The sequence below is a fragment of the Stenotrophomonas sp. 21LCFQ19 genome, assembly GCF_056861425.1.
Genome location: NZ_JBSPUF010000004.1, coordinates 206,853 through 227,314 on the forward strand (window position 1 = coordinate 206,853; position 20,462 = coordinate 227,314).

Annotated in this window: 19 protein-coding genes and 2 tRNA genes; 11 read left to right on the forward strand and 10 right to left on the reverse strand. The window is 60.5% G+C overall.

Annotated elements, in window-relative coordinates; genetic code table 11:
• The first annotated feature begins 42 nt into the window (after window positions 1–42).
• From AC13FW_RS06610 to AC13FW_RS06630, 5 genes are read left to right on the forward strand one after another with little or no spacing between them, the layout of a single operon-like run.
• Window positions 43–1,419 carry an LLM class flavin-dependent oxidoreductase gene (locus AC13FW_RS06610; RefSeq protein WP_482988576.1) on the forward strand — a complete coding sequence of 459 codons (1,377 nt, stop codon included), beginning with the start codon at window positions 43–45 and terminating at the stop codon, window positions 1,417–1,419.
• 9 nt (window positions 1,420–1,428) lie between these two features.
• Window positions 1,429–2,607, forward strand: a complete 1,179-nt coding sequence (locus AC13FW_RS06615) for a M20 aminoacylase family protein (RefSeq protein ID WP_482988577.1) — start codon at window positions 1,429–1,431, stop codon at window positions 2,605–2,607.
• Window positions 2,604–3,134 (forward strand): GNAT family N-acetyltransferase, encoded by a 531-nt coding sequence (locus tag AC13FW_RS06620; RefSeq protein WP_482988578.1) that lies wholly within the window; start codon window positions 2,604–2,606, stop codon window positions 3,132–3,134. The genes AC13FW_RS06615 and AC13FW_RS06620 overlap by 4 nt, the downstream gene beginning before the upstream one ends.
• Window positions 3,134–4,846 (forward strand): amino acid ABC transporter permease/ATP-binding protein, encoded by a 1,713-nt coding sequence (locus AC13FW_RS06625; RefSeq protein WP_482988579.1) that lies wholly within the window; start codon window positions 3,134–3,136, stop codon window positions 4,844–4,846. Before AC13FW_RS06620 ends, AC13FW_RS06625 begins: the two co-directional genes overlap by 1 nt.
• A gap of 26 nt (window positions 4,847–4,872) precedes the next feature.
• On the forward strand, window positions 4,873–5,838 hold the full coding sequence (locus AC13FW_RS06630) for an ABC transporter substrate-binding protein (RefSeq protein ID WP_482988580.1): 966 nt from the start codon (window positions 4,873–4,875) through the stop codon (window positions 5,836–5,838).
• A gap of 515 nt (window positions 5,839–6,353) precedes the next feature.
• Here the strand turns inward: AC13FW_RS06630 and AC13FW_RS06635 are convergent.
• The gene (locus AC13FW_RS06635; RefSeq protein ID WP_482988581.1) at window positions 6,354–6,641 is read right to left on the reverse strand and encodes a hypothetical protein; all 288 of its coding nucleotides are present in this window, start codon (window positions 6,639–6,641) and stop codon (window positions 6,354–6,356) included.
• Between the two features lie 41 nt (window positions 6,642–6,682).
• On the opposite strand from AC13FW_RS06635, the gene AC13FW_RS06640 reads away from it, so the two are divergent.
• Window positions 6,683–6,889 (forward strand): hypothetical protein, encoded by a 207-nt coding sequence (locus tag AC13FW_RS06640; RefSeq protein WP_343229769.1) that lies wholly within the window; start codon window positions 6,683–6,685, stop codon window positions 6,887–6,889.
• Between the two features lie 126 nt (window positions 6,890–7,015).
• On the opposite strand, the gene AC13FW_RS06645 is transcribed toward AC13FW_RS06640, so the two are convergent.
• The 8 genes from AC13FW_RS06645 to AC13FW_RS06680 form a co-directional block, all read right to left on the reverse strand.
• Window positions 7,016–8,263: an ABC transporter permease gene (locus AC13FW_RS06645; protein WP_482988582.1), complete on the reverse strand. Its 1,248-nt coding sequence runs from the start codon at window positions 8,261–8,263 to the stop codon at window positions 7,016–7,018.
• Window positions 8,260–9,570 carry an ABC transporter permease gene (locus AC13FW_RS06650; RefSeq protein WP_482988583.1) on the reverse strand — a complete coding sequence of 437 codons (1,311 nt, stop codon included), beginning with the start codon at window positions 9,568–9,570 and terminating at the stop codon, window positions 8,260–8,262. Before AC13FW_RS06650 ends, AC13FW_RS06645 begins: the two co-directional genes overlap by 4 nt.
• 68 nt (window positions 9,571–9,638) lie before the next feature.
• Window positions 9,639–10,502, reverse strand: a complete 864-nt coding sequence (locus AC13FW_RS06655; protein WP_296248708.1) for a hypothetical protein — start codon at window positions 10,500–10,502, stop codon at window positions 9,639–9,641.
• Window positions 10,495–11,748, reverse strand: a complete 1,254-nt coding sequence (locus AC13FW_RS06660; protein ID WP_482988584.1) for a hypothetical protein — start codon at window positions 11,746–11,748, stop codon at window positions 10,495–10,497. Before AC13FW_RS06660 ends, AC13FW_RS06655 begins: the two co-directional genes overlap by 8 nt.
• Before the next feature lie 71 nt (window positions 11,749–11,819).
• Window positions 11,820–12,125 carry a hypothetical protein gene (locus tag AC13FW_RS06665; protein WP_296248704.1) on the reverse strand — a complete coding sequence of 102 codons (306 nt, stop codon included), beginning with the start codon at window positions 12,123–12,125 and terminating at the stop codon, window positions 11,820–11,822.
• A 223-nt stretch (window positions 12,126–12,348) separates the two neighbouring features.
• Window positions 12,349–12,720, reverse strand: coding sequence for a helix-turn-helix domain-containing protein (locus tag AC13FW_RS06670; protein WP_296248702.1), 372 nt, complete (start codon window positions 12,718–12,720; stop codon window positions 12,349–12,351).
• Window positions 12,721–13,116: 396 nt separating this feature from the next.
• Window positions 13,117–13,192, reverse strand: a tRNA-Phe gene (locus tag AC13FW_RS06675).
• A gap of 250 nt (window positions 13,193–13,442) precedes the next feature.
• Window positions 13,443–13,518 (reverse strand) — tRNA-Ala (locus tag AC13FW_RS06680).
• Window positions 13,519–13,821: 303 nt separating this feature from the next.
• On the opposite strand from AC13FW_RS06680, the gene AC13FW_RS06685 reads away from it, so the two are divergent.
• The gene (locus AC13FW_RS06685) at window positions 13,822–15,039 is read left to right on the forward strand and encodes a tyrosine-type recombinase/integrase (protein WP_482988585.1); all 1,218 of its coding nucleotides are present in this window, start codon (window positions 13,822–13,824) and stop codon (window positions 15,037–15,039) included.
• Window positions 15,040–15,055: 16 nt separating this feature from the next.
• Here AC13FW_RS06685 and AC13FW_RS06690 read toward each other — a convergent pair whose 3' ends face one another.
• On the reverse strand, window positions 15,056–15,391 hold the full coding sequence (locus AC13FW_RS06690) for a helix-turn-helix domain-containing protein (RefSeq protein ID WP_482988586.1): 336 nt from the start codon (window positions 15,389–15,391) through the stop codon (window positions 15,056–15,058).
• Between the two features lie 195 nt (window positions 15,392–15,586).
• On the opposite strand from AC13FW_RS06690, the gene AC13FW_RS06695 reads away from it, so the two are divergent.
• The 4 genes from AC13FW_RS06695 (at window position 15,587) to AC13FW_RS06710 (ending at window position 20,417) form a co-directional block, all read left to right on the forward strand.
• Window positions 15,587–16,093: a hypothetical protein gene (locus AC13FW_RS06695; RefSeq protein WP_482988587.1), complete on the forward strand. Its 507-nt coding sequence runs from the start codon at window positions 15,587–15,589 to the stop codon at window positions 16,091–16,093.
• Between the two features lie 53 nt (window positions 16,094–16,146).
• Window positions 16,147–16,488, forward strand: a complete 342-nt coding sequence (locus tag AC13FW_RS06700) for a hypothetical protein (RefSeq protein ID WP_482988588.1) — start codon at window positions 16,147–16,149, stop codon at window positions 16,486–16,488.
• A 688-nt stretch (window positions 16,489–17,176) separates the two neighbouring features.
• On the forward strand, window positions 17,177–18,304 hold the full coding sequence (locus AC13FW_RS06705) for a hypothetical protein (protein WP_482988589.1): 1,128 nt from the start codon (window positions 17,177–17,179) through the stop codon (window positions 18,302–18,304).
• A gap of 1,198 nt (window positions 18,305–19,502) precedes the next feature.
• The gene (locus AC13FW_RS06710) at window positions 19,503–20,417 is read left to right on the forward strand and encodes a helix-turn-helix transcriptional regulator (protein WP_482988590.1); all 915 of its coding nucleotides are present in this window, start codon (window positions 19,503–19,505) and stop codon (window positions 20,415–20,417) included.
• The last annotated feature ends 45 nt before the right edge of the window (window positions 20,418–20,462 follow it).

The following is a 20,462-nucleotide window of genomic DNA, read 5'->3' on the forward strand; positions in this document are numbered from 1 at the left end:
ATCTTCGGCTACCGACGCCCTCCCCCGCCCTGGAGTTGCCTGATGAGTACCACCTCAAACCCTGTAGCAGCTCGCGCTGTTCCATCACGTCCCATTCCGTTCGGCATCATGCTGCAAGGGCCTGGCGGCCATATAAACGCCTGGAAGCACCCTTCCAATCCCAGCGATGCCAGCGTCAACCTGGGCTTCTTCATCGACATCGCGCGCAAAGCCGAAGCAAACGGCATTGCCTTCGCTTTCGTCGCCGACGGTTTGTACATCACCGAGACATCCATCCCGCACTTCCTCAACCGCTTCGAGCCACTGACCATTCTGTCGGCTCTGGCCACGGCCACCACCAGGCTCGGCCTGGCAGGTACCTTGTCCACCTCGTACAGCGATCCGTTCACCGTCGCGCGCCAGTTCGCCTCGTTGGACCTGATCAGCGGCGGCCGCGCGGGCTGGAACGTCGTCACCTCGCCGCTGGAAGGTTCAGGCCGCAACTACGGCCGTGCGCATCCCGACCACGCGCTGCGCTACGAGATCGCCGATGAATATCTGCAGGTGACGCAGGGACTGTGGGACTCCTGGGATGACGATGCCTTCGTCCGTGACCGCGAAACCGGCCGCTATGTCAGCCCGGGCAGTTTCCGCCCGTTGGCGCACAAGGGCAGGTTCTTCCAGGTAGAAGGCCCGTTGAACATCCAGCGTTCGCCGCAGGGTCAACCAGTGCTGTTCCAGGCCGGCGCCTCCGATGCCGGTATCGGCCTGGCCGGCAAGTATGCCGATGCGGTATTCACCCCATCGCTCTCGCTGGAGGCCACCCGCACCTTCACCCAACGGGTGCGGCAGGCCGCGCTCGGCCACCAGCGCAGCGCTACCGACGTCAAGGTGCTGCCTGGCATTTCGCCCATCGTTGGCCGCGACGCCGAAGAAGCGGAGCGCAAGTATCAGCAGATTGTGGCGCTGGCGGATATCGATGATGCGCTTGCCAATCTCGGCCGTTTCTTCGACCACCACGACTTCAGCCAGTACCCCGTGGACGGCCCGTTTCCCGAGCTTGGCGAGCTGGGCAGCAACAGCTTCCGCTCCACAACCGACAGCATCAAACAGCAAGCCCGCGAACAGGGAGCAACCCTGCGCCAGGTTGCGCTGCAGTCGGTGACCCCGCGCAGTGCCTTCATCGGTAGTGCCGAATCAGTCGCTGATGAAATCATCCGCTGGATCCAGGCCGATGCCTGCGATGGCTTCATTCTCGCTTTCCCGGTGCAGGCTCAGGGCCTGGATGACTTCGTCCAGTACGTGTTGCCAATCCTGCAGGCACGTGGCTACCACCAGCCGGACCTGCCGGGACGGACACTGCGCGAACACCTCGGCCTGCCTTACAAGACCAGCCGCCATGCCGAACAGCCGCAGGCAGCCCTGCGCAACGCGAGTTGAGCCACGCCGATGACCAGCCCAGTCCCGTCCCACAACCGGCATATCGTCGCCTTTGCGGATCAGGCCATCGCCATCCGCCACGACCTGCATCAGCATCCCGAGCTTGCATTCGAGGAGCACCGCACCAGTGCCCGCATCGCCAATCTGCTGGCGGACTGGGGCTATGACGTGACCACCGGCGTCGGCGGCACCGGCGTGGTTGGCACGCTGCGCCGCGGCAGCGGCACGCGCAGCATCGGGCTGCGTGCGGACTTCGACGCGTTACCGATCAGCGAGAACTCGGGCCTGCCATACGCCAGCAGTACGCCAGGGCTGATGCACGCCTGCGGCCATGACGGCCGTACCACCATCCTGCTGACCGCCGCCCACCATCTGGCCCGCCATGGTCGTTTCGAAGGCAGCGTGCAGCTGGTGTTCCAACCGGCCGAAGAAACCGGCAAGGGCGCAACCCGGATGATCGAAGACGGCTTGTTCGAGCGCTTCCCGGTCGATGCGATCTTCGGCCTGCACAACTGGCCAGGGATCGCCGCCGCCCGGCTTGGCTTTGTTGATGGCCCGGCGATGGCGTCGGTGGACTGGGCCGGCATCCGCATCATCGGCAAGGGTGGACATGGTGCCGAGCCGCATATCGGCGTGGACCCGATCCTGGCGGCGGCGCATCTGGTGACCGCCTTGCAAAGCCTGGTGTCGCGCAATGTCGACCCGCGCGAGATGGCGGTGGTTACCGTCGGTGCCATCCACGGTGGCAACGCCGCCAACGTCATCCCCGACAGCGTGGAGTTGAAGCTGACCGTCCGCGCGTTCCTGCCCGAAGTCCGCCAGCACCTGCGCGAACGTATCCAGACACTGACTACCGCACTGGTTAGCAGCTTCGGCGCGGAAGCGCAGATCGACTTCCCGGTGGGCTTCCCCAGTGTGCTCAACCACACTGCCGAAACCGCCTTCGCGCGCAACGCTGCACGGCAGCTGTTCGGTGCCGATGCGGTGATAGACCAGCTGCCGCCGCGTACCGCCAGCGAGGACTTCGCCTTCCTGCTGCAGCAGCGCCCGGGCAGCTTCCTATTCGTCGGCAATGGCGACAGCGCGCCGCTGCATAGCCCGCGCTACGTGTTCAACGACGCGAGCATCGTTCCGGCCGCCAGTTACTGGGCCCACCTCACCGAACGATTCCTGGAGCAGCCGGCATGAGCGAACACTTCGTCCTCACCTCGGTGGATGACCCCCGGGCTGCACCGCTGTTCGAAGGCCTGGAGCAGGAATACGGCGATCGCTACCGCGATGTCATCAAGCAGATTGGTGGCAGCGCCCGTGAGGAGCTTGAGCGCTACCCAGCCGCCGCCTTCAGCGCACCGCACGGCGCGTTCCTGCTGTTTCTGCGCGATGGCCAGGCCATCGCTGGCGGCGCCTTCATGGCCCATCACGATGCGGGCACCGCCGAGTTCAAACGCATCTGGACCCGTCACGACGTACGCCGCCAAGGCATTGCATCGCGCGTACTTGCCGAACTGGAGCGCAATGCAGCCCGACAAGGCTATGAGCGCATCTACTTGACCACTGGATTCCGTCAACCCGAAGCCGTGCAGTTGTACCTGAAGCATGGCTACCAAGCCTTGTTCGACCTGGATGAAGCCGCAGAACGCGTCGTGCACCTGCCGTTCGAAAAGCAGCTCAGCAACACAGTCAACCTCGCTACCGTTGCGGGAGCCCACGCCTGATGAACGCACAGACGCTCGCGCAGCTCCGGCAGCACGCCGACCACGCAACCCTCATTGCCACACCGCGCATCGTGCCCGCACGCCATCCGCTGCGCGCACTCGGCACCGTCGCGGCCATCGTCATCCTCCTGGCCATCATGCAATCGGTGCTTGGCAACCCGCGTTGGGGCTGGTCGGTCTTCGCCCAGTGGTTCTTCGCTGACCAGGTACTCAAGGGTCTGGCTTTGACCCTGCTGCTGACCGCCAGCGGCACCGTGCTCGGGTTCGCGCTGGGCACTGCCCTGGCCTTGGCGCGCGTCTCCGGCTCGCCACTGCTTGCGCGCCTGTCCTGGGGCTATGTGTGGTTGTTCCGCTCCATCCCGCTGCTGGTGCTGTTGTTGTTGCTCAACAACCTGGGCTATCTGTACGAAACCATCCAGTTGAAGGTGCCGTTCACCGACATCCTGCTTTTCCGCTACCCGACCACACAATTGATCACCCAGCTGACCGCCGCGATCCTTGGCTTGGCGATGAACCAGGCTGCATTTTCGGCCGAGGTCATCCGTGGCGGCATACTGTCGGTTGACCCAGGCCAACTGGAAGCCGCTGCGGCGCTCGGCCTGCCGCGTCACCGCGAAGTTCGCCGTATCGTGCTACCACAGGCCATGCGCAGCATCCTGCCGGCCGCCTTCAATGACATCATCGGCTTGGCCAAGGCCACCTCGGTGGTCTATGTACTGGCGTTGCCGGAACTGTTTTACACGATCCAGGTGATCTACCGCCGCAATCTGGACGTCGTGCCGCTATTGATGGTGGCCACCGTCTGGTACCTGGTGCTGCTGACCTTCCTGTCGGTGATACAGGTCGGTGTTGAACGGGCGTTCGCACGTGGGAGCAATCGCAACGCACGCCCCCGCAGGCAGCGGGACCGACGCCCGCCGGCGGCAAGCAGCGCGCCGTTGGCGCTGCGCGCAGGCGGCAGCATCTCGATCCAGCACGTCGACAAGTTCTACGCGGAGCTGCAGGTACTCGATGACGTTTCACTGGAGCTTGGCGCGGGCAGCGTCACCGCCATCATCGGCCCCTCTGGTGCCGGCAAATCCACGCTACTGCGTACCCTCAATCACCTGGAACGGGTGGACGCCGGCTTCGTCAGTGTCGACGGTGAGCTGGTCGGTTACCGCCGCGACGGCGATGTCCTGCATGAATTGAAAGAAGCCGATGTACGCCGGCGACGTGCCGACATCGGCATGGTGTTCCAGAACTTCAACCTGTTCCCGCACCTGACCGTCCTGCAGAACCTCATCGAGGCACCAATCGCGGTACGCGGCGCAACACAGGCAGACGCCGAATCATTGGCGCTGGCGCTGCTGACGCGTATTGGCCTGTTGGACAAGGCAGACAGCTATCCACGCCAACTCTCTGGTGGTCAGCAGCAACGCGTCGCCATCGCCCGGGCGCTGGCACTGCAACCCAAGGTGTTGCTGTTTGACGAGCCCACCTCGGCACTGGATCCGGAACTGGTCAACGAAGTGCTGGCACTCATCGAGGAACTCGCCCGCTCGGGCACCACGCTGGTGATCGTCACCCACGAGATCGGCTTCGCGCGTCGCATCGCAGACAAGGTGGTCTTCATGGAAGGCGGCCGTGTGGTGGAGGTGGGCACACCGGCACAGCTGTTCGAACAACCACGACAGGCCCGCACCGCCGAGTTTCTTGCAAGCGTGCTTTGAACCCACTTCAGCCATCGGAGCCCACCATGCCTGCCCCCATCCGCCGCCATCTCGGCACGCTCATCGTCATCTCCGCGCTGGCCGCAGGTGTCGGGTTGATCCTCTACACCCGCGCGGGCGCAGCGCCGGACAACGCCGTCGCCGCGCCTGCGCCGGATGCAGCAGACAAACCGGTGCCGCATGCGCACGCCGACACTGCCGCAATCGCCCTGCTACCGAAAGACCATGTCTTCGCCACGCCGGGCGCCCTCACCATCGCCACCACCCCTGGCGCGCTACCGCTGGGCGACTACACCGCCGATGGCAAGCAGGTGATCGGCATTGAACCGGACATCGCCAGACTGATCGCTGATTCGCTAGGCCTGCGTTTGAACCTAGTGCCGGTGGCCTGGCCGGATTGGCCGTTGGGACTGGAGTCGGGCAAGTACGACGCGGTGATCTCCAACATCACCGTCACCGAGAGCAGGAAGCGCAAGTTCGACTTTTCCAGCTACCGCTACGACCTGCTCGGCATCTATACCCGCAGCGGCGGCCCGATTCGAGCAATCACCCAGCCGCGCGACGTTGCTGGGCTGAAGGTCGTCGTAGGCGCCAGCACCAACCAGGACCAGATACTTCGCCAGTGGGATGCACAGAACGTAGCCGCCGGATTGGCGCCGGTGGAGTATCAATACCTCGACGATCCAACCGTTGGCCGTCTGGCGGTGATCACCGGACGTGCGGACGTTTCATTCGAGCCCAATGCCACCGGCGCCTACGCCGCACGCGACGGCAAGGTGCGTCAGGTTGGCCTGTTCCCCGGTGGCTGGCCAAACGCAGCGTCCATCTCGGTAGCCACCCGCAAAGGCAGTGGACTGGCCGCAGCCATCACCCGGAGCCTAAACACCCAGATCGACAACGGCAACTACGCCACCGCGCTGGCACGCTGGAACCTGCAATCGGAAGCCGTGCCGCGTTCGCAGACCAATCCGCCAGGGCTGGCAGATCTGTGACGTCGACTGCGCATTGCACAAAGGACGCGAGCACATCGCTTATACAGATGCAGAACCACTGAAAGCGAACAACAAAAAAGGGCTCGCTTTTCTGCGATCCATTGAGATTTTTGTGGCCGAGGACGGCATCGACCCGCTGACAAGGAATTCTCAATCCCTGTTTCAGGCGTCCGAGCCCATCCAGCGCGATCCATGACTTCAACATAGGCAATAGATACTTCTGTATTTAGTCATCTTTAGCCGTCCTAGGCATTTCGAACCATGCCAGCCACGAACAGCAAACAGCTGTACCGTCGTCTGCCGCGGCAAGCAAGCGGGGACAGACTTTTGGCGGCACACACACAACGCACTCGCCGGCCTCCGGCCGCTTCAGAGCCTTATTGCACTGAGCTGATAGGCACCACGAACGTCTATTGGTGCAAACTCGGTGGTTTACCGGTCCACCGAGCAGTTGCCGAAGTAACAGCAGCCACCATGGACCGCGAAGCCCAGCAGGATCACCCAGCGGATACTCCCTAACAGGCCGCCACCCCGCCGACGTTGACCGCCATTGCCTTGGTTACCGAAAGGATCTTGTCGCATGCTTGGATTCCGTCTGGGCCGGGCTGGTCGTGGCCGACGCGCAGCAGGGCCACGCTGCGGTCGCCGGGCAGCGCGATGTGCTTGGCCTGGGCCAGCTTCAGCAGCGCATCCTTCAGGCCCTTGGACGAGACCATGTCACGCAGGCCACCTTCGCGTAGGGCATCGAGCTGGGCGATACGGACGCCCTCGATGCGCACCCGGGCGCCCTGCAAGGCGACCATTACGCCGCAGGGGCCGCTCAGCCTTGCCCTCGAGCGCCAAGTTGACCGCGACGCCAGCGATCTCGGCGGCCCGGGCCAATGCCTGGCGTTGGTTTTCCGGTTGCGCCATCACGCTGGCGGCCAGCAAGCGCAGCGCCGAGCGGGAACTGACCGAGGGTCTACTGGCATCGCGCAAGCACCTGGAAGCACTGCTTGAAGGCGGCGAATGGCCAGCCGCCTTGGGCGGCTGGCGCCGCGAACAGCTGTAGCCGGTACTGCGGCCTTTGTTGCCGGGCGCCTGAGCAACGCCGGGTGCAGCCGAGTGCATCCGGCAACCCGCTGGCGATTGCTGACAGCACGGGTACCGGGCAACTAGGGGCACTGAATCCAACTACTCAATCACCACGAAGGGACACAACGGGTTCTTCATTGACAGCACGGCAGGTGGGTATGAATGTCGCCACCTGCCCAACCAGCACCACTACCAGAACGCCGCCCAGCAAATAAACCGGCTGGATCACAGGGACTTCATAGAAACGCCCCAGCGCCAGATTCAGCAGCACTCCAGCGGCAGCGCCAAGCAGCCCCGCGAAGACCGATATCATCAAACTCTCCGACAGGAAGTACTGCAGCACGTCGCGCCTGCGCGCGCCGAGCGCACGGCGTATGCCGACTTGGACATAGCGCTGCCGCACCCAGAAGCTAGCCAGTCCATAGACACCTATCCCGGTGACCAGCAGCAATGCACAACCTGCACCGATGAACAGCGCAGCCATCGTCATGTCGTGCCTGAAATAGTTTCGACGCAGGTCTGGGTAGCCGATCGAGCGCCGCAACACCCGATTGCCCTCCACCCGCTTCATCGCAATGCCACCCTGCGCCAGCACGGCCTGCAGATGCGAAGGCTCCGTGCGGACCGCATAGATCACACGCGCAGCATCGGGGACCAACGGAAGCAGCACGCTGACGTCGTTGTCGCCCCCGGCGCTCAACACCGGCCGCGCAAGATGCGCCACCACACCGACGATCTGCAGCGGATGGCGACCATCGGCGTACATTATCCGGCCCACCGCATCCTGACCTGGAAACAACAGATCAGCAGTCGCTCTGGAGACAATCACTTCCCCTGCCTGGTAAAGGCCCGAGAAGTAATCATCGGCGCGCATTGGAACGTAGGCATCGGCACTGAAATCGCGACCGGCTTCAAGGCGCAAACCCAGCGCTGCCAATCCGCCGTTTGATACCGCAAACACAGAAACGCTGGTATCGACCAGACCCACCGCATCGGCTCCATCACTGGGAAGATTGGTCACACCTATCGTCCAACCGCTCTGCCCTAGCGGCAATGATGAAACCGCTGCGACCGTTGAGACAGCGGGCAGCTCGCGCAACGCCTGCAGATCTGCCTGCACCACGCTTGCAACCCGACCCACAGCGTCACCGACAAATTCTCCCTCGATGATGGCCAGCCCCGACTCTTCCAGCCCGGTATGGTAAGAAAGTGCCCCTAACCGCTGCACGAACAAGAACGCGATATTCGTCACCACCGCCACGGTCACGATGACCTGCAAGGCGACTATGACGACGATCAAACGGTGTCGACGTAACGCTCTGGCAACCAAGGGCAACTGCGATACGTTCATTGCGCGGCCTTCATCTGCATGACGATACGGGTAGACGCGGCACGTAGCGCGGGCAGTCCGGCAGCAATAAAGCTGCACACGCAAGCCATCGCCAGCGTGACCAGCACCATGCTCCAATCCATCACCGCCAATGCAGCGTAGCCATCGGGCTGCGTGCGCAGGAACCACAATCCCGACTCTGCCACCAGCACTGCAAAGCCACCTCCCAGCGCACCGATCAGCAACGCTTCAATCACCAACTGCAGCACGATATCCACGCGCCGGGCTCCCAACGCACGACGGATTGCGATTTCATGATTGCGTCGGCTCAAGCGCGCGTATAACAACGCGCAGATATTCACCACGCAGACAAACAGGAAAGCCAACGCCAGCGATAGCTGCAGCTTCACCTCAGCCGGCACGATATGACGTGCTTGCAGGTAGGCGCGCAACGGCAGGATGGCCGGCATCTGCGGCCGCTGGAACCGCCCTGAATCGGCTTGGCTCTGCACGTAGCTCTGCAGAAACTGACTGTATTCATCGCGTTTCCTGTCGCTGTCCAGCTTTATCCAGAACTGCAACCAGGTCGCCGATGGTCCTTGCAGGTTGCTGGAGTTGACAACGTCACCCCAGGAGAAAATGGCATTGCGCACTTCCAGGCCCAAAGCGATGGCGGTTTCAAGCGGAATGAAGAAGTCGTCCTTGCCGGCAAACACATCGCGCTGCATGTCGGTGTGGAAGCGAGGCGCAGGCAGCCAGTCGGCGGCAATGCCAACTATCCTGAAACCATGCCCGCTCAACGTTATCTGCTGGCCGACCAAGGGCGCTTGGCTGGCCAAGCGCCGCGCAAGGCTGGCACTGAGCACGATCACGTTGGCGTGATCGGCGTCATCGGCGTCGGTCCATCCGCTGCCTTGCAGCAGTTGGATGCCAAACAGGTCGAACACCCGTGACGTCGCGAACTGGCCCTCCACATAGGACAGATCATCACCCGGCGACTGGGCGGGAAGCAGCACCCTGCCACTGGCCAAGGCCACTTGCCCGTCCGCGGGCCCGCCATCCAGCAAGGCCTTCGCATCCACCCAGGTCAGGGAGATGCGCGGATCGGAGCCCTCTCGGGGCTTGGCCGTCAGCGGCAATGGATCAATGAACGGGTGGTACAACTGTGCACTGCGCCCGGGCAGTGGATCCCATGACATCACCCTGACCACGGTGAGCATGGTCATGCTTGCTCCAACCCCCAACGCCAACGCGACCAATAGCGCAGCGCTCATCATTGGCGACTTGGACAGGTTGCGCAGAGCCAACGCAAAATAGTGGGCAATCATTACCTATCCTCGCTACGTCAAACAATCTTCCGGAAACCCACCGTCTTGTTGCTGCAGAAAGCAGCTTGTCAGCAGGCAAGTACCGACCCACGCGCCGATGACAGCGCCTGCAGCCATGCAATCGCGTCCAGCTCGAATTGTGGAAGCACCTGTGCGGAACGCATGTAAGGAGAGAACGCATGGAACACCAGCCCTTGCGTTTGCTGGTACAGCAGCAACTCACCGGCCTCGGCGCGGAAAGCCTTGCGCGCCGCCAAGCATATCCGCTGCAGCTCAGCGTCGTCGGCGGTTCCTGCCCCGCCAGGTTGATCCGAACGACCCACACTGTCGCCGAAGAAATATGCAATCAACGGTTTGCCGAACGGACGCTCAACGAAAAACTGGTGCCGCGATTCTTCCGCCGCTGGCAGGTGATGTTCTTCCTTCCAGTCGAACAGTGACCAGACTGACTTCTGCATGGGGTTGTCGAGCCCTGCAATATCCGGCCTTTGATAACCAAACCCATAGCTGAAGCGAGGAACGCGGATGGAGGGAAGCGCCTGTTGAATCGACAACCATTGCGCGTTCAGCGGCAGCAATGAGCGCGACACACCACGTACGCCCTGGTCGTAAGCAAGGCTCATCGCACCTGCAAAATAGTTCTGAAGGCGCACATGCAACCACCGCTCATCACGTCGGTTCGTCTTGAGATAGCGCCCTATTCCGGTTCCGGAAAGGCTGAACAACCTGTTGATGACGTGACCCGGGCCAGAGGTACTGCCCTGATCACCCTCGACGGCCAAGTGCAGCATCTGTGGCCAAGCTCGGACTTCTAAACGGGGCAGCAATGCATCCACCTGCAAGATCTCCACATCGAGACTGTCGCGAAGTGTGGCGGCAATCCTGGCCACCGGATCTTCTGCATCGGCGTGAAGGATTGTGATCTTATTCATGAGCAGCTCCAACGCGATATTCGCTACGGATATCTGCCTGCATTTCATCAAGCAACGCGCCAAGTTCAGGATTCAACGGTGCGCGCCCGAGGAAAAGCGTGCTCAACCGCTGCTGCACGAGAAACCCCGCGGCGCATACCGCCAGCCTTTCCGTGAGATAGGCATGCACCTGGTCGTTGAGGCCATCGGCGATTCCAAGTCGCTTCCGATGCATCCGGTGACATACGTAGTAGACGAATGCGGCATGGATGAAGGAAGAGCCTGGTATCGGGTTGCCCGACCAAGGCGATACAACGCGGCAGCTGTCGTCATTGGCAGCAAAAAAACCGTTCGCCAGTTCCCACGCCCCCAAAAAACTGTGCGTACTCTCGTGCATAACTGATTCCATGCAGGCTTCGATGCTCACCTGCTGGCGATGCACATTCAACAGACGCAACGACCCTGGGTGACGCACGGCATGTTCGGAACCATGATGCACGGATGTTTCACTTTCCTCCTGAGACTTGCGGACAATGATCCGCCGCACAAACGTGCGGACGATCTGGCCATAGACCGGCTCGGCCTGGTCGATCATCTGCAACGCCTGCTCCAGCTTGAAAACGAGCGCCGTACGCTCGTCTGCAGTGAACGCAAGGCAGCGTTGACTCAGCACACCCGATCTACTTTCATGGAACCTCGCAGCGGGACTCTCCAGATCGATCGCTACGCAGTCTCCAATTATCGGTAATGACCGGATAGCCCAATCACCACGATCATCCTTGGCTGCCAGGATGTCTCCTGCAGGGCTGTACACCTCCCACTGCTGGGCCTGCTGCAGATACGGACTATCAAACCCTGACGCCACCTGCGCCAGCGCCAGTTCCCTGGAAACCAGATCATGGATGTCCAACAACGGATTAAGCTGATCGAGAAGTAGCAGTTCAGTCACACCATCCTTCGCGGACGACGCTCTTCTGAACGCGTGCTCCCATGCCATGCCCCTGTCGCAGAATTCGGGACTGAGCAGGACCCGAGCCTGGTGTCTTGGCGACAGCTGCGCGTAACTCGCGCGCAGGTTCTCCACCAGCAGCTGGCCCTGACCGGCTGCAAACAACGCCGACAAACGCTGCCGCATCGTGTCCAACCTGGCCCACAACATGGTGTCCGCAACGGCTGCGGCATTGCCTGCGGCTCGCGCCATATCCAACAAACCGCGTACCGCATCCGTACTACTCACTGCCCGATTGATCGCCGCACCCATATTCACGCTCAGTCCTTGTCAGCTCCGCATCGCACACGGCAGCCCCGACCATGCGGGGCTGCCGGACCATCACCGCGTCAAACGTTGAATGTGGCCGCGTCTGAGCCCAAGCTTGCGTCATCTTCCAGCGCAGCCTGCGACACCACGCCGTGGTGATGGATCTCATCAACGTGCTTGGGTTCGTCTTCAGCTTGCGCGTTGTCACCCACCACTGCCGTAAAGCCAGCTGTACCTGTGGCCGGGCTGATACGTGTTGCTGCAACCAGTTGCTGGTCAAGCGACGGAGAATCAACCGTGTTTGCGAATGCACCGCCGGCCGCACTACCAGCTACAACCATTGCCAGCGCGGAGAGGGCTTTTGGAAGCGTACGATTGTCAGACATTGCAGTACTCCTTCTTGGGGGGGATGGAACCACTACGACCGTCATGAGCAATGGATATCGCGAGCAAACGCGTTTCGCGCCTTTTAGCAACACCTGCCATGACCATCGGCGGCAGGGGCTGCGTTGCTGCACCGTCCGCACCCTCAATAGAAACAATCCCGGCCTGCGCTGCAAACGCTTTGCTGCGCTATGCACAGCAGCGATTTCCCAACCTGATGGCAACTCAGAAATAGGCTTTCATACTGGCCATAAGCGCTACCACCTGGGCGACAAACGACATCGGCAATTGCCGTGACAGTTCCAGCATTTCCTCTTCAGCCACGGCGCGGGATGAAGGTGGCCCGGCGGTATCCACCACCGCAACCATGCGCCCTTGTTCGCCATTGGCAAGCCAATCCAGGCTCACTTGCAACGTCGTGCTGAGTGCCTGCAGATGTGCGCGACTCGGCGCGAATGCACCGCCGCGTTCCCAATGACCAACCGTTGCCCGGTTCACGCCAATTGCCTTGGCGAGTTCGGTCTGCGACAAACCCAAGTTCACCCTGGCCGAGCGGATGCGCTCGGATATCGCCCGGGTATCCTCACCACTGTCCATGCTGCCTCCATGGCCGACACAAGCACCAACAAGACGGAAAGAATTCCGAGCGCAGACGCCAGCGTCCAATCATGTTTGGTTCTATACCTCACCGCAGCCAGCGGAGAACCTCTGCAAACAGCGGCACCAGCAGACAGACCCTGCGCGCTGAGCGGCACAGTGGCAAACATGCTGCCCATTCTGGTTAACCGTGCCCTGTGCGACAGAGGTAAACCTGCCCAAGCCAGCGAGCACCCCAAACGCTCAGGATGACGCCCCCGGGCAGAGCGAGCGTGCACCCACCGGCACCGCCATACCAGCCTGTCATCCCCAGAGATCCGCACCTGGGATTGGCACACAAGACGAGCAATTCTGAAAACAAAAAAAGCTCGCATTTCTGCGAGCTTTTTGAAATTTTGGTGGCCGAGGACGGAATCGAACCGCCGACACGGGGATTTTCAATCCCCTGCTCTACCAACTGAGCTACTCGGCCACTTTGTTTTGTTTTCGTCGGCGTTGCTGCCGTCGAGGAGGCGTATATTACGGAGCTATTTCGGTTTCGGCAAGACAATTTCACAAAAAATTTCACATCCGCCGAAAATTCCCCGAAATGCCTTGTGTAGCGAGGCTTCAGACGCAGAAGCCGCACAGCCGCATGGCGAAAAAATAGCCAGAACACCGGTTCCCAGCGCAAAAACGCAAAGAAGCCGCATCATCCGATGCGGCTTCTTTGCTTGAAGACTTGGTGGAGCGGAGGAGGATCGAACTCCCGACCTTCGCATTGCGAACGCGACGCTCTCCCAGCTGAGCTACCGCCCCACGCGGTGAACCGAGCATAGCGCTGTTGCCCGCGCCACGCAAAAGCCCCTAGCTGGACTCGCAGGACAGTTCGCCGAGCGAGGGGCTCGGTCAGCCTGCCAACGGCGCGGCAGGACCAAAACAACAACACAAACACAACTTGCCTATCAACAGGCCCGCACGCCGGGACAATTGAAAGCTCCGGCAGCGGATCACCGCACAACATCACTGCCCCACGTCAGCCAACGTGGACGATCCGCATCCAGCCTCCGCCCATCCCGGCGTCCTATCTTGGCGGTAAGCCAACTTACGGAAGCCGGTTCAATGCGTATCCAGCTGACCAAACGCCAGGTCGAGACCTATCAACCACAAGAGCGCCCCTATGAGATCCGGGATGCCCAGGTACGAGGACTGATCTTGCGGGTGCAGCCATCGGGCCATAAAGCATGGATCGTGTCTTGGGCGCACGGGAAGCGACGCACCATCGGACCTACGACTGCGATCCCGTTGGATCTTGCCCGCGCCCAAGCCACTCACGCCATCGCTGAGTACCTGCAATCGGGTTTACCCCGGATCGGACACAGCAAGTCCAACGCCCCTACCCTGCAAGACTTCATCGATCAGCGATATCGGGCTTGGGCGACGCTGGAACTCAAGCGCGGCCACATGTACGCCAATCGGCTGGAGCAAGTCTTCGCCGAACATCTGGACGACCCGCTGACTGGCTTCAACACCGCATGGGCTGATCAATGGCTACAGCTGCGTTTGTCTACCCCGACCGGCAAGACCAAATCCCCGCCTACTCGCTCGACTGCGGCACGCGATCTAGCCTGTCTGCGGGCTGCGCTGTCCAAAGCGGTCAGCTGGGGGCTGATTGCGACCAATCCACTGTTTGGCATGCGCATCAAGGGCGGACAGTCCCGCAAGGTCGTTCGCTATCTGTCGTTGGACGAAGAAGCGCGCTTGCGTACGGTCATGGCTGCACGGGATCGCAACATGATTGCTGCCCGCGTATCAGGCAACCGTTGGCGCGCGCTGCGACAAGAAGACTTGTATCCCGTTATCCCGGCAGACACCTATGGCGATCATCTGACGCCGGTCGTTTTGCTTGCCATGAACACTGGCATGCGACGTGGTGAACTGCTGTCGATGGCATGGGCGGATGTCGATCTGGAAGCCAAGATGCTGACGATCCGGGCTGAGAACGCGAAATCAGGGCGCCAGCGCCATATCCCGCTGAACATCGAAGCGCTGGACGTACTACAACGCTGGTCGACCCGCACTGGTGGACAACGAATCGGACGGGTGTTCAACGTCAACGACGTAAAAACCGGCTGGACGAAGCTGTTGGCTGATGCCCGCATCGAGCAATTCCGATTCCACGACCTGCGCCATCACTTCGCGTCCCGATTAGTCCGCGCAAGTGTCGATCTGAATACTGTCCGCGAGCTACTGGGCCATGCCGACATCACGATGACGCTTCGGTATGCACACCTGGCACCCGACACGCTCGCAGCAGCCGTTGCGAAGTTGGCTGCGTGACGTTGGCCCGCAATGATTACGAACCCTGCTGGCCCGCCAAGCGCTCCAATTCCGCCCGCATACGAGCACGTTGCTCAGCAGGCAGCTTCGCAAAGGCAAGAATCGCAGCAGCCAGATCGTCGTCCTCGGCGAACAAGAACGCCAACGGAACATCGAGCGCTTGGGCCAGCTCTGCCGCCTTGGTCATATCGGCTTGATTGACCTGCTGCTCGTAGCGATTGACCCGAATCGCGCCACGATTTTTGTCGCCGCCCTTATCCACGAGCCCTCCCAGCGCGCGCTGCGACAAACCCCGCAGATCGCGAGCTTCTTTCAAGCGCTTGGCAAAGGTGGCGGTTATGACTTCGGGCAAGGACACAAGCAGGCAACGGTGACTGAACCTCAAAGAGCATGACGTATATACCTCAGCAGTAGAATCATTTACCGTTACGGTATATAGCTTTGCACGGGGTCGTGTCGGTCGCAAGGGGCGCCCAGACCATCGAACCTCAATCTTCATCAATCACGGATGCCCCACCAAAGGACTGTCATGCGCTTGGTTCCTAGCTTGTTGCTGCTCGCCGCACTGCCCACCGTTGCGTGGTCACAAAACATCGCCCGCGAGTACGACCGCTTCAAAGACCGTTCTAGCAACACCATCAAGTTCGAGCTCTCGAGCATCGAGCAGCCAGGTCGGCGAGGTGTCACGTTTGATCTCAGCAACATCGTCGCCGGCAATCGCGCTACGGACAAAAGCGACACTTTCACCATCAATGCCATGGTGACCTACGACATGCGGTACAACGCGCAATGTGCGGGTACCAGCGTCGATCTGTTGGTGGACGGAAAGCCTTCATCAATGGCCGCCAGCATGCCTCCGGTCTTTCACCGAGGATTTGCAATCCTCTCCTTTGGAAAACCGCTGAGCTACAACGAAGCCGTGGCGTTCAGCAAAGCCAAGCTTGTCGAAATTCGTACATGCGACACGGTCTACACGCTTACTGGTGATCAGATGCTGCATGTATCTGGCTTCATGGAATCGATCCAGGGCTCACCGCCGTCCAACGCCGATTGAACATTCTTGGCGGAACGCGTTGAACGAAACACTTAAAACAAGGGGAAATAGCAATGTCAGATGCTAACAGCGGCGGAAATCCGTATCAGTGCAGCGCATGCGGAGCCGCGATTCCGTCCAATCGGCAGTCCACCAATTGCCCGAAGTGCTACGCCAAGCTGCCAAAGGAACTAGTAGCCAAGCTGCAAGCTGAAGCACCCACCAATCCGAGCAAGGGCTCAACCGACGCATGCATTGGGCTGGGCGTGATCGCGCTGTGCGCGGGCTTGTACTTCCTGATCAATCCAAGTGCGAACGGATACAGCAACGTCGCGAATGCGCATGCACTTGCGTTGGGACAAGCATTCACCGTCGCCGGTGCGGTGTTGCTGGGCTTTGGTATTCGCCCGCGCTGATCGTCGAATCGTTACGTACAAGGGCGCGTTGGCAGCGATGTCAGCGCGCCTTTTGCGTTGCTGGGCATGCGGAGCTCGGCTGGATTGATTCCCGCGATTCATGACTTCGGATTGGGGGGGCACGCCAGAACGTCTGTAACGCTCATGGTGCTTCGTCCACCCTTACACGCATCCATCGCAACCCCGGATCGAAGTACGCCCCACAAGCACGCTGGTGCGCTTCAGTGCGACGTGCGTTTTCCAGGCTCAAATGCAACCGATTCGGCATTGCACGCATGTTCTGACTACACCGATTGCAATCGCACACAACGTCGCTTTTCAACGCACGCCAGACTGGCTGTGCAGCTTTTGGTGCTTCGCCTACACCTTCACTGCTACCCATGTAGCGATGCGATACGGAGTGCGGCAGGTGCGTACTGAGGAGCCCTGGTGCACTGCGTTCCCGCAGCGCGCGAATGCGGATGACCCGTGTCCACGACAGAAGTCCTAGATGGGATGCCGGAATCGCTATCCGTTGCAGGCGAAGTGGAGCACCGGGGCGGGCAACTCCATAGAGAGCGTCGCATAAGCCTATGTTTTTAAATATGAAATTCGGCACCCATTATATTATGAATGAAAAATAAACACACAGATTAGCTTCGTCAGTTCCCTCGATATAACACTGATCTCTACACACCGAGAAATCAGGATGACGACCAAGGAAAAAACCAAGACCAAGACCAGCAAGACCACCAAGCGGACCAACCCGGCGCGGAAAAAGAAGTCCGTCAAGAACCGGGTCGAGGCACATCGCCGGAACAGCATCTACGCCAAGGTGCTCGCTACCACTGATCCCGAGCAGCGACGCGTCGCCGAAGGGGGCTTCCAGCGAACATACATCGCACCGGAACTGCTTGCCAAAGAGGCCGCATGCCATCAAACCCGATGGATCAGCCATCGGTACATGACACCACTGCAAGCCACCCAGCAGTTCACCAGCGACTACATCGCTGCCTACCGACGTGTGTGGGCGCGCCATTTCAGCGCCAACGAAGCGCCCGGCAAGCAGCCCGTGGAAGCTAGCTTTGCTATGAACGACTTGGCAGATATGACTTCGTTGTGGCAAGCCCGACAGGAAGCAGATTCCCGAAACATGCCATACGATCTGTTCTGCGAGATCATCATGGAGCGCTGGATCGTAGGCCGGAAAGCCAAGCAGCCTCCGCTGCCCAACCAGTTGTGTTCCGGGAAGTTGTTCAACGGCTGGATGCGTGGACACCCTACATGGGCTGAAACCAGTGAGCGATTGTTCTTGCCGGATTGGGATGAGCGGTTTTTTGTCGAGCCGATTAGCGACGATCCCGTCCATGCGGCAGCAATGCGGATGTTGCATGCCGATGTGTTGTACGCCAAAGATCGTCCTGCACGGTTGGCACGATATCTCAGCGTGGGCGGCCCATTGACGGAAGAGCGTGCCGGGACGATGTTTGATCCGGATTTGATGCGTGATGCGATGGCGCTAGTCGGCGAGTCAGCCGATGTGGGCAAAGCGTCTGATGCCTATGTTCCTGCATGCATCGGCAATCGGACTAACGAGCGCGGTGCACCGTGCCATTCTTGTCAGTTCGCGGTGCAATGCTCAGCGCTCAAGCGTAAGGTGACGCGCAAGCTGATCGCAATTGGCGGCTCGGGTGACCCGCGCGCTGATCGCAGGCGTCGGCAGAACCGGGATAGTCAACGCAGGCGTCGCGATAAACTGCGGCGCGAAACGGCTGCGAAAGTAGCTGCTTCAAGCGCCCCCAGTGATATGGGAGGCAAAATGTCAGCCGCTCCATAGAAGCTACAGATCAAGAGCAATCTTCTTCTACGAAGAAGATTAAAATCTATGCGGCCTGCACTTTGGGACGTACCGAGCCTGGACCCAACGGCACTCGGGCCTTCGGCCCTCGCACCTTGGGTCCAGATGCGCGTCCCTTCGGGCCGCGCAGAGTCTTGATTCCGGAATTGTTGAAGGAGGTGGAGGCGGGGAGCTTTGATAAGCCAGAGCCAACGTCACTTCGGGCCTTCGGCCCTCGCTCCTCGGCTCTGTTGCGCGCCCTTCGGGACGCGCAATGGATTTCATTCCGGAGGGTTTGGTGGAAGGGAAAGTTGCTGGAAAAAACCCTCGCAGCTAAAACCCTTCCAGCGGCCCTACAAGGCCAACACTAACCATTCAGGCAGAGGCTACGCTGCGCACACCTGCGGTGCGCACAGCGAGGCCCTGGCGAGCTTTCAGGGGCATTGAATGTACCAATCGTCGCGGAATACTCAGGCAGTTCCGTCGCTGGTACGGACGCCCGCCCAAGTATGAAGCTTTTCGACGATTTGACCTGATACATGCGGAATCGCCGCAAGCAGCGCCATCCCAACCATGCAGAATTTAAGCCCATGCTTTCGCCCGCAATCCGGTCACTGATCTTTCATTCCGGCCTATGACGGCGTGACTGCACCGGCGTTCTGCAGCAGCACTCCATAGCCAGCTTGCTGGCGATACCCGACGCCCTCCCGCCTACGAAGTCGTAAAACGCACAACAAAGCTGCACCGTTACGCATGCACATCACCGCGCCGCTGGCCCAGGTGACTCCGCGACCACGCCGATCATCGCAGCCAAGCGGCTGCTTGAGTGCTTTTGCCCATGTAAAGCCCACGCCAAACGCATGCTCGATGCCGACAGCGCGCGACACGTGGGCGGCGGTGGCTTGGTGGGTGCCTGCTGCGCCAAGGCTTTGAAGCCATGTATGAAGTACTGGCGTGGGATTAGCCTTGCACCTGTGCCGAAGTTCGCGAACGCCCCAAAACCAAGCAGCAGAAGCGCGGAACTAAATCGTTGCGGGCTCCGTGCTCGGGCCTCACAGGCGGGCCCACGGCTTTGGTTGCGCACATCCGTATTGCAGGGAATAATGTCATCATTTTGATGATATGGAACGCTTGGCAATCTGCGGACGTAAAACTATCCGCAGTTCTTTGAGCGTCCACCTTGGAACAGGATCGATCAGTGACGTCCCCCCAGCGTATCGACAACCTGAACCACGCTCTGCGCGAACGGATCGCCTACATCGATTTCAGACTCTACTTCTTCGGTGAGATTGGTCGCCCCGATTTGATCCAGCGCTTTGGCGTTGCGCCTGCGGGGGCAACACGCGATTTAGGGCTGTACCGCGAGATTGCGCCGCAGAACATCAGCTTCGACGGTAGCAACAAGATCTACCGCATCGGCAAGACGTTCGCTCCGCTCTTCGAACACGCGACGCAGCGTGTCTTGTCGGCCCTTGCTCTTGGGTTTGGTGATGGAGTGAATGTCGACTCGCAACCGTTGTTGCCGTGCGAGTCACCCTCCGCCCTGAACAACCCCAGGATGGATGTGCTTGCCCCGATCTGCCGGGCGATCCACGCCAAACGGCCAATCGCCGTTCGCTACCACTCAATGAGCAGCGGCGAGTCCGAGCGGGTCATCGTGCCGTTTGCACTGGTGGATACAGGCCTGTGCTGGCACGTCCGCGCCTTCGACCGCAAGAGCGCCGAGTTTCGCGACTTCATCATCACCCGCATCGAAGCGCCAACCCTGCTCAACGATGAGCCACGTGCCAACGAGCGCCCTGATAACGACATCCAGTGGACGCGCATCGTGGAGCTGGACTTCGTGCCGCACCCACGACTTGAGCGCCCCGAGATAATCAAAAGGGATTACGGGATGGCCGACGGCTCGATCCGCATGCGCTTCCGTGCCGCCGTCGCGGGCTACATGCTGCTGCGCTGGAGCGTCGACTGCTCGCCCGACCACAGCCTGCGGGGCCACGAGTACCGTCTCTGGCTGAAAGATCACCTGGCGCTTTATGGCGTAAAGAATGCGCTTCTAGCCCCTGGTTATAGATCTCCAGATTCACAAAACATCATGGGCAAGGCCGACTGATGCGCCGCACCAATACAGAACAACCGAATTTGACTGGATTCCCTA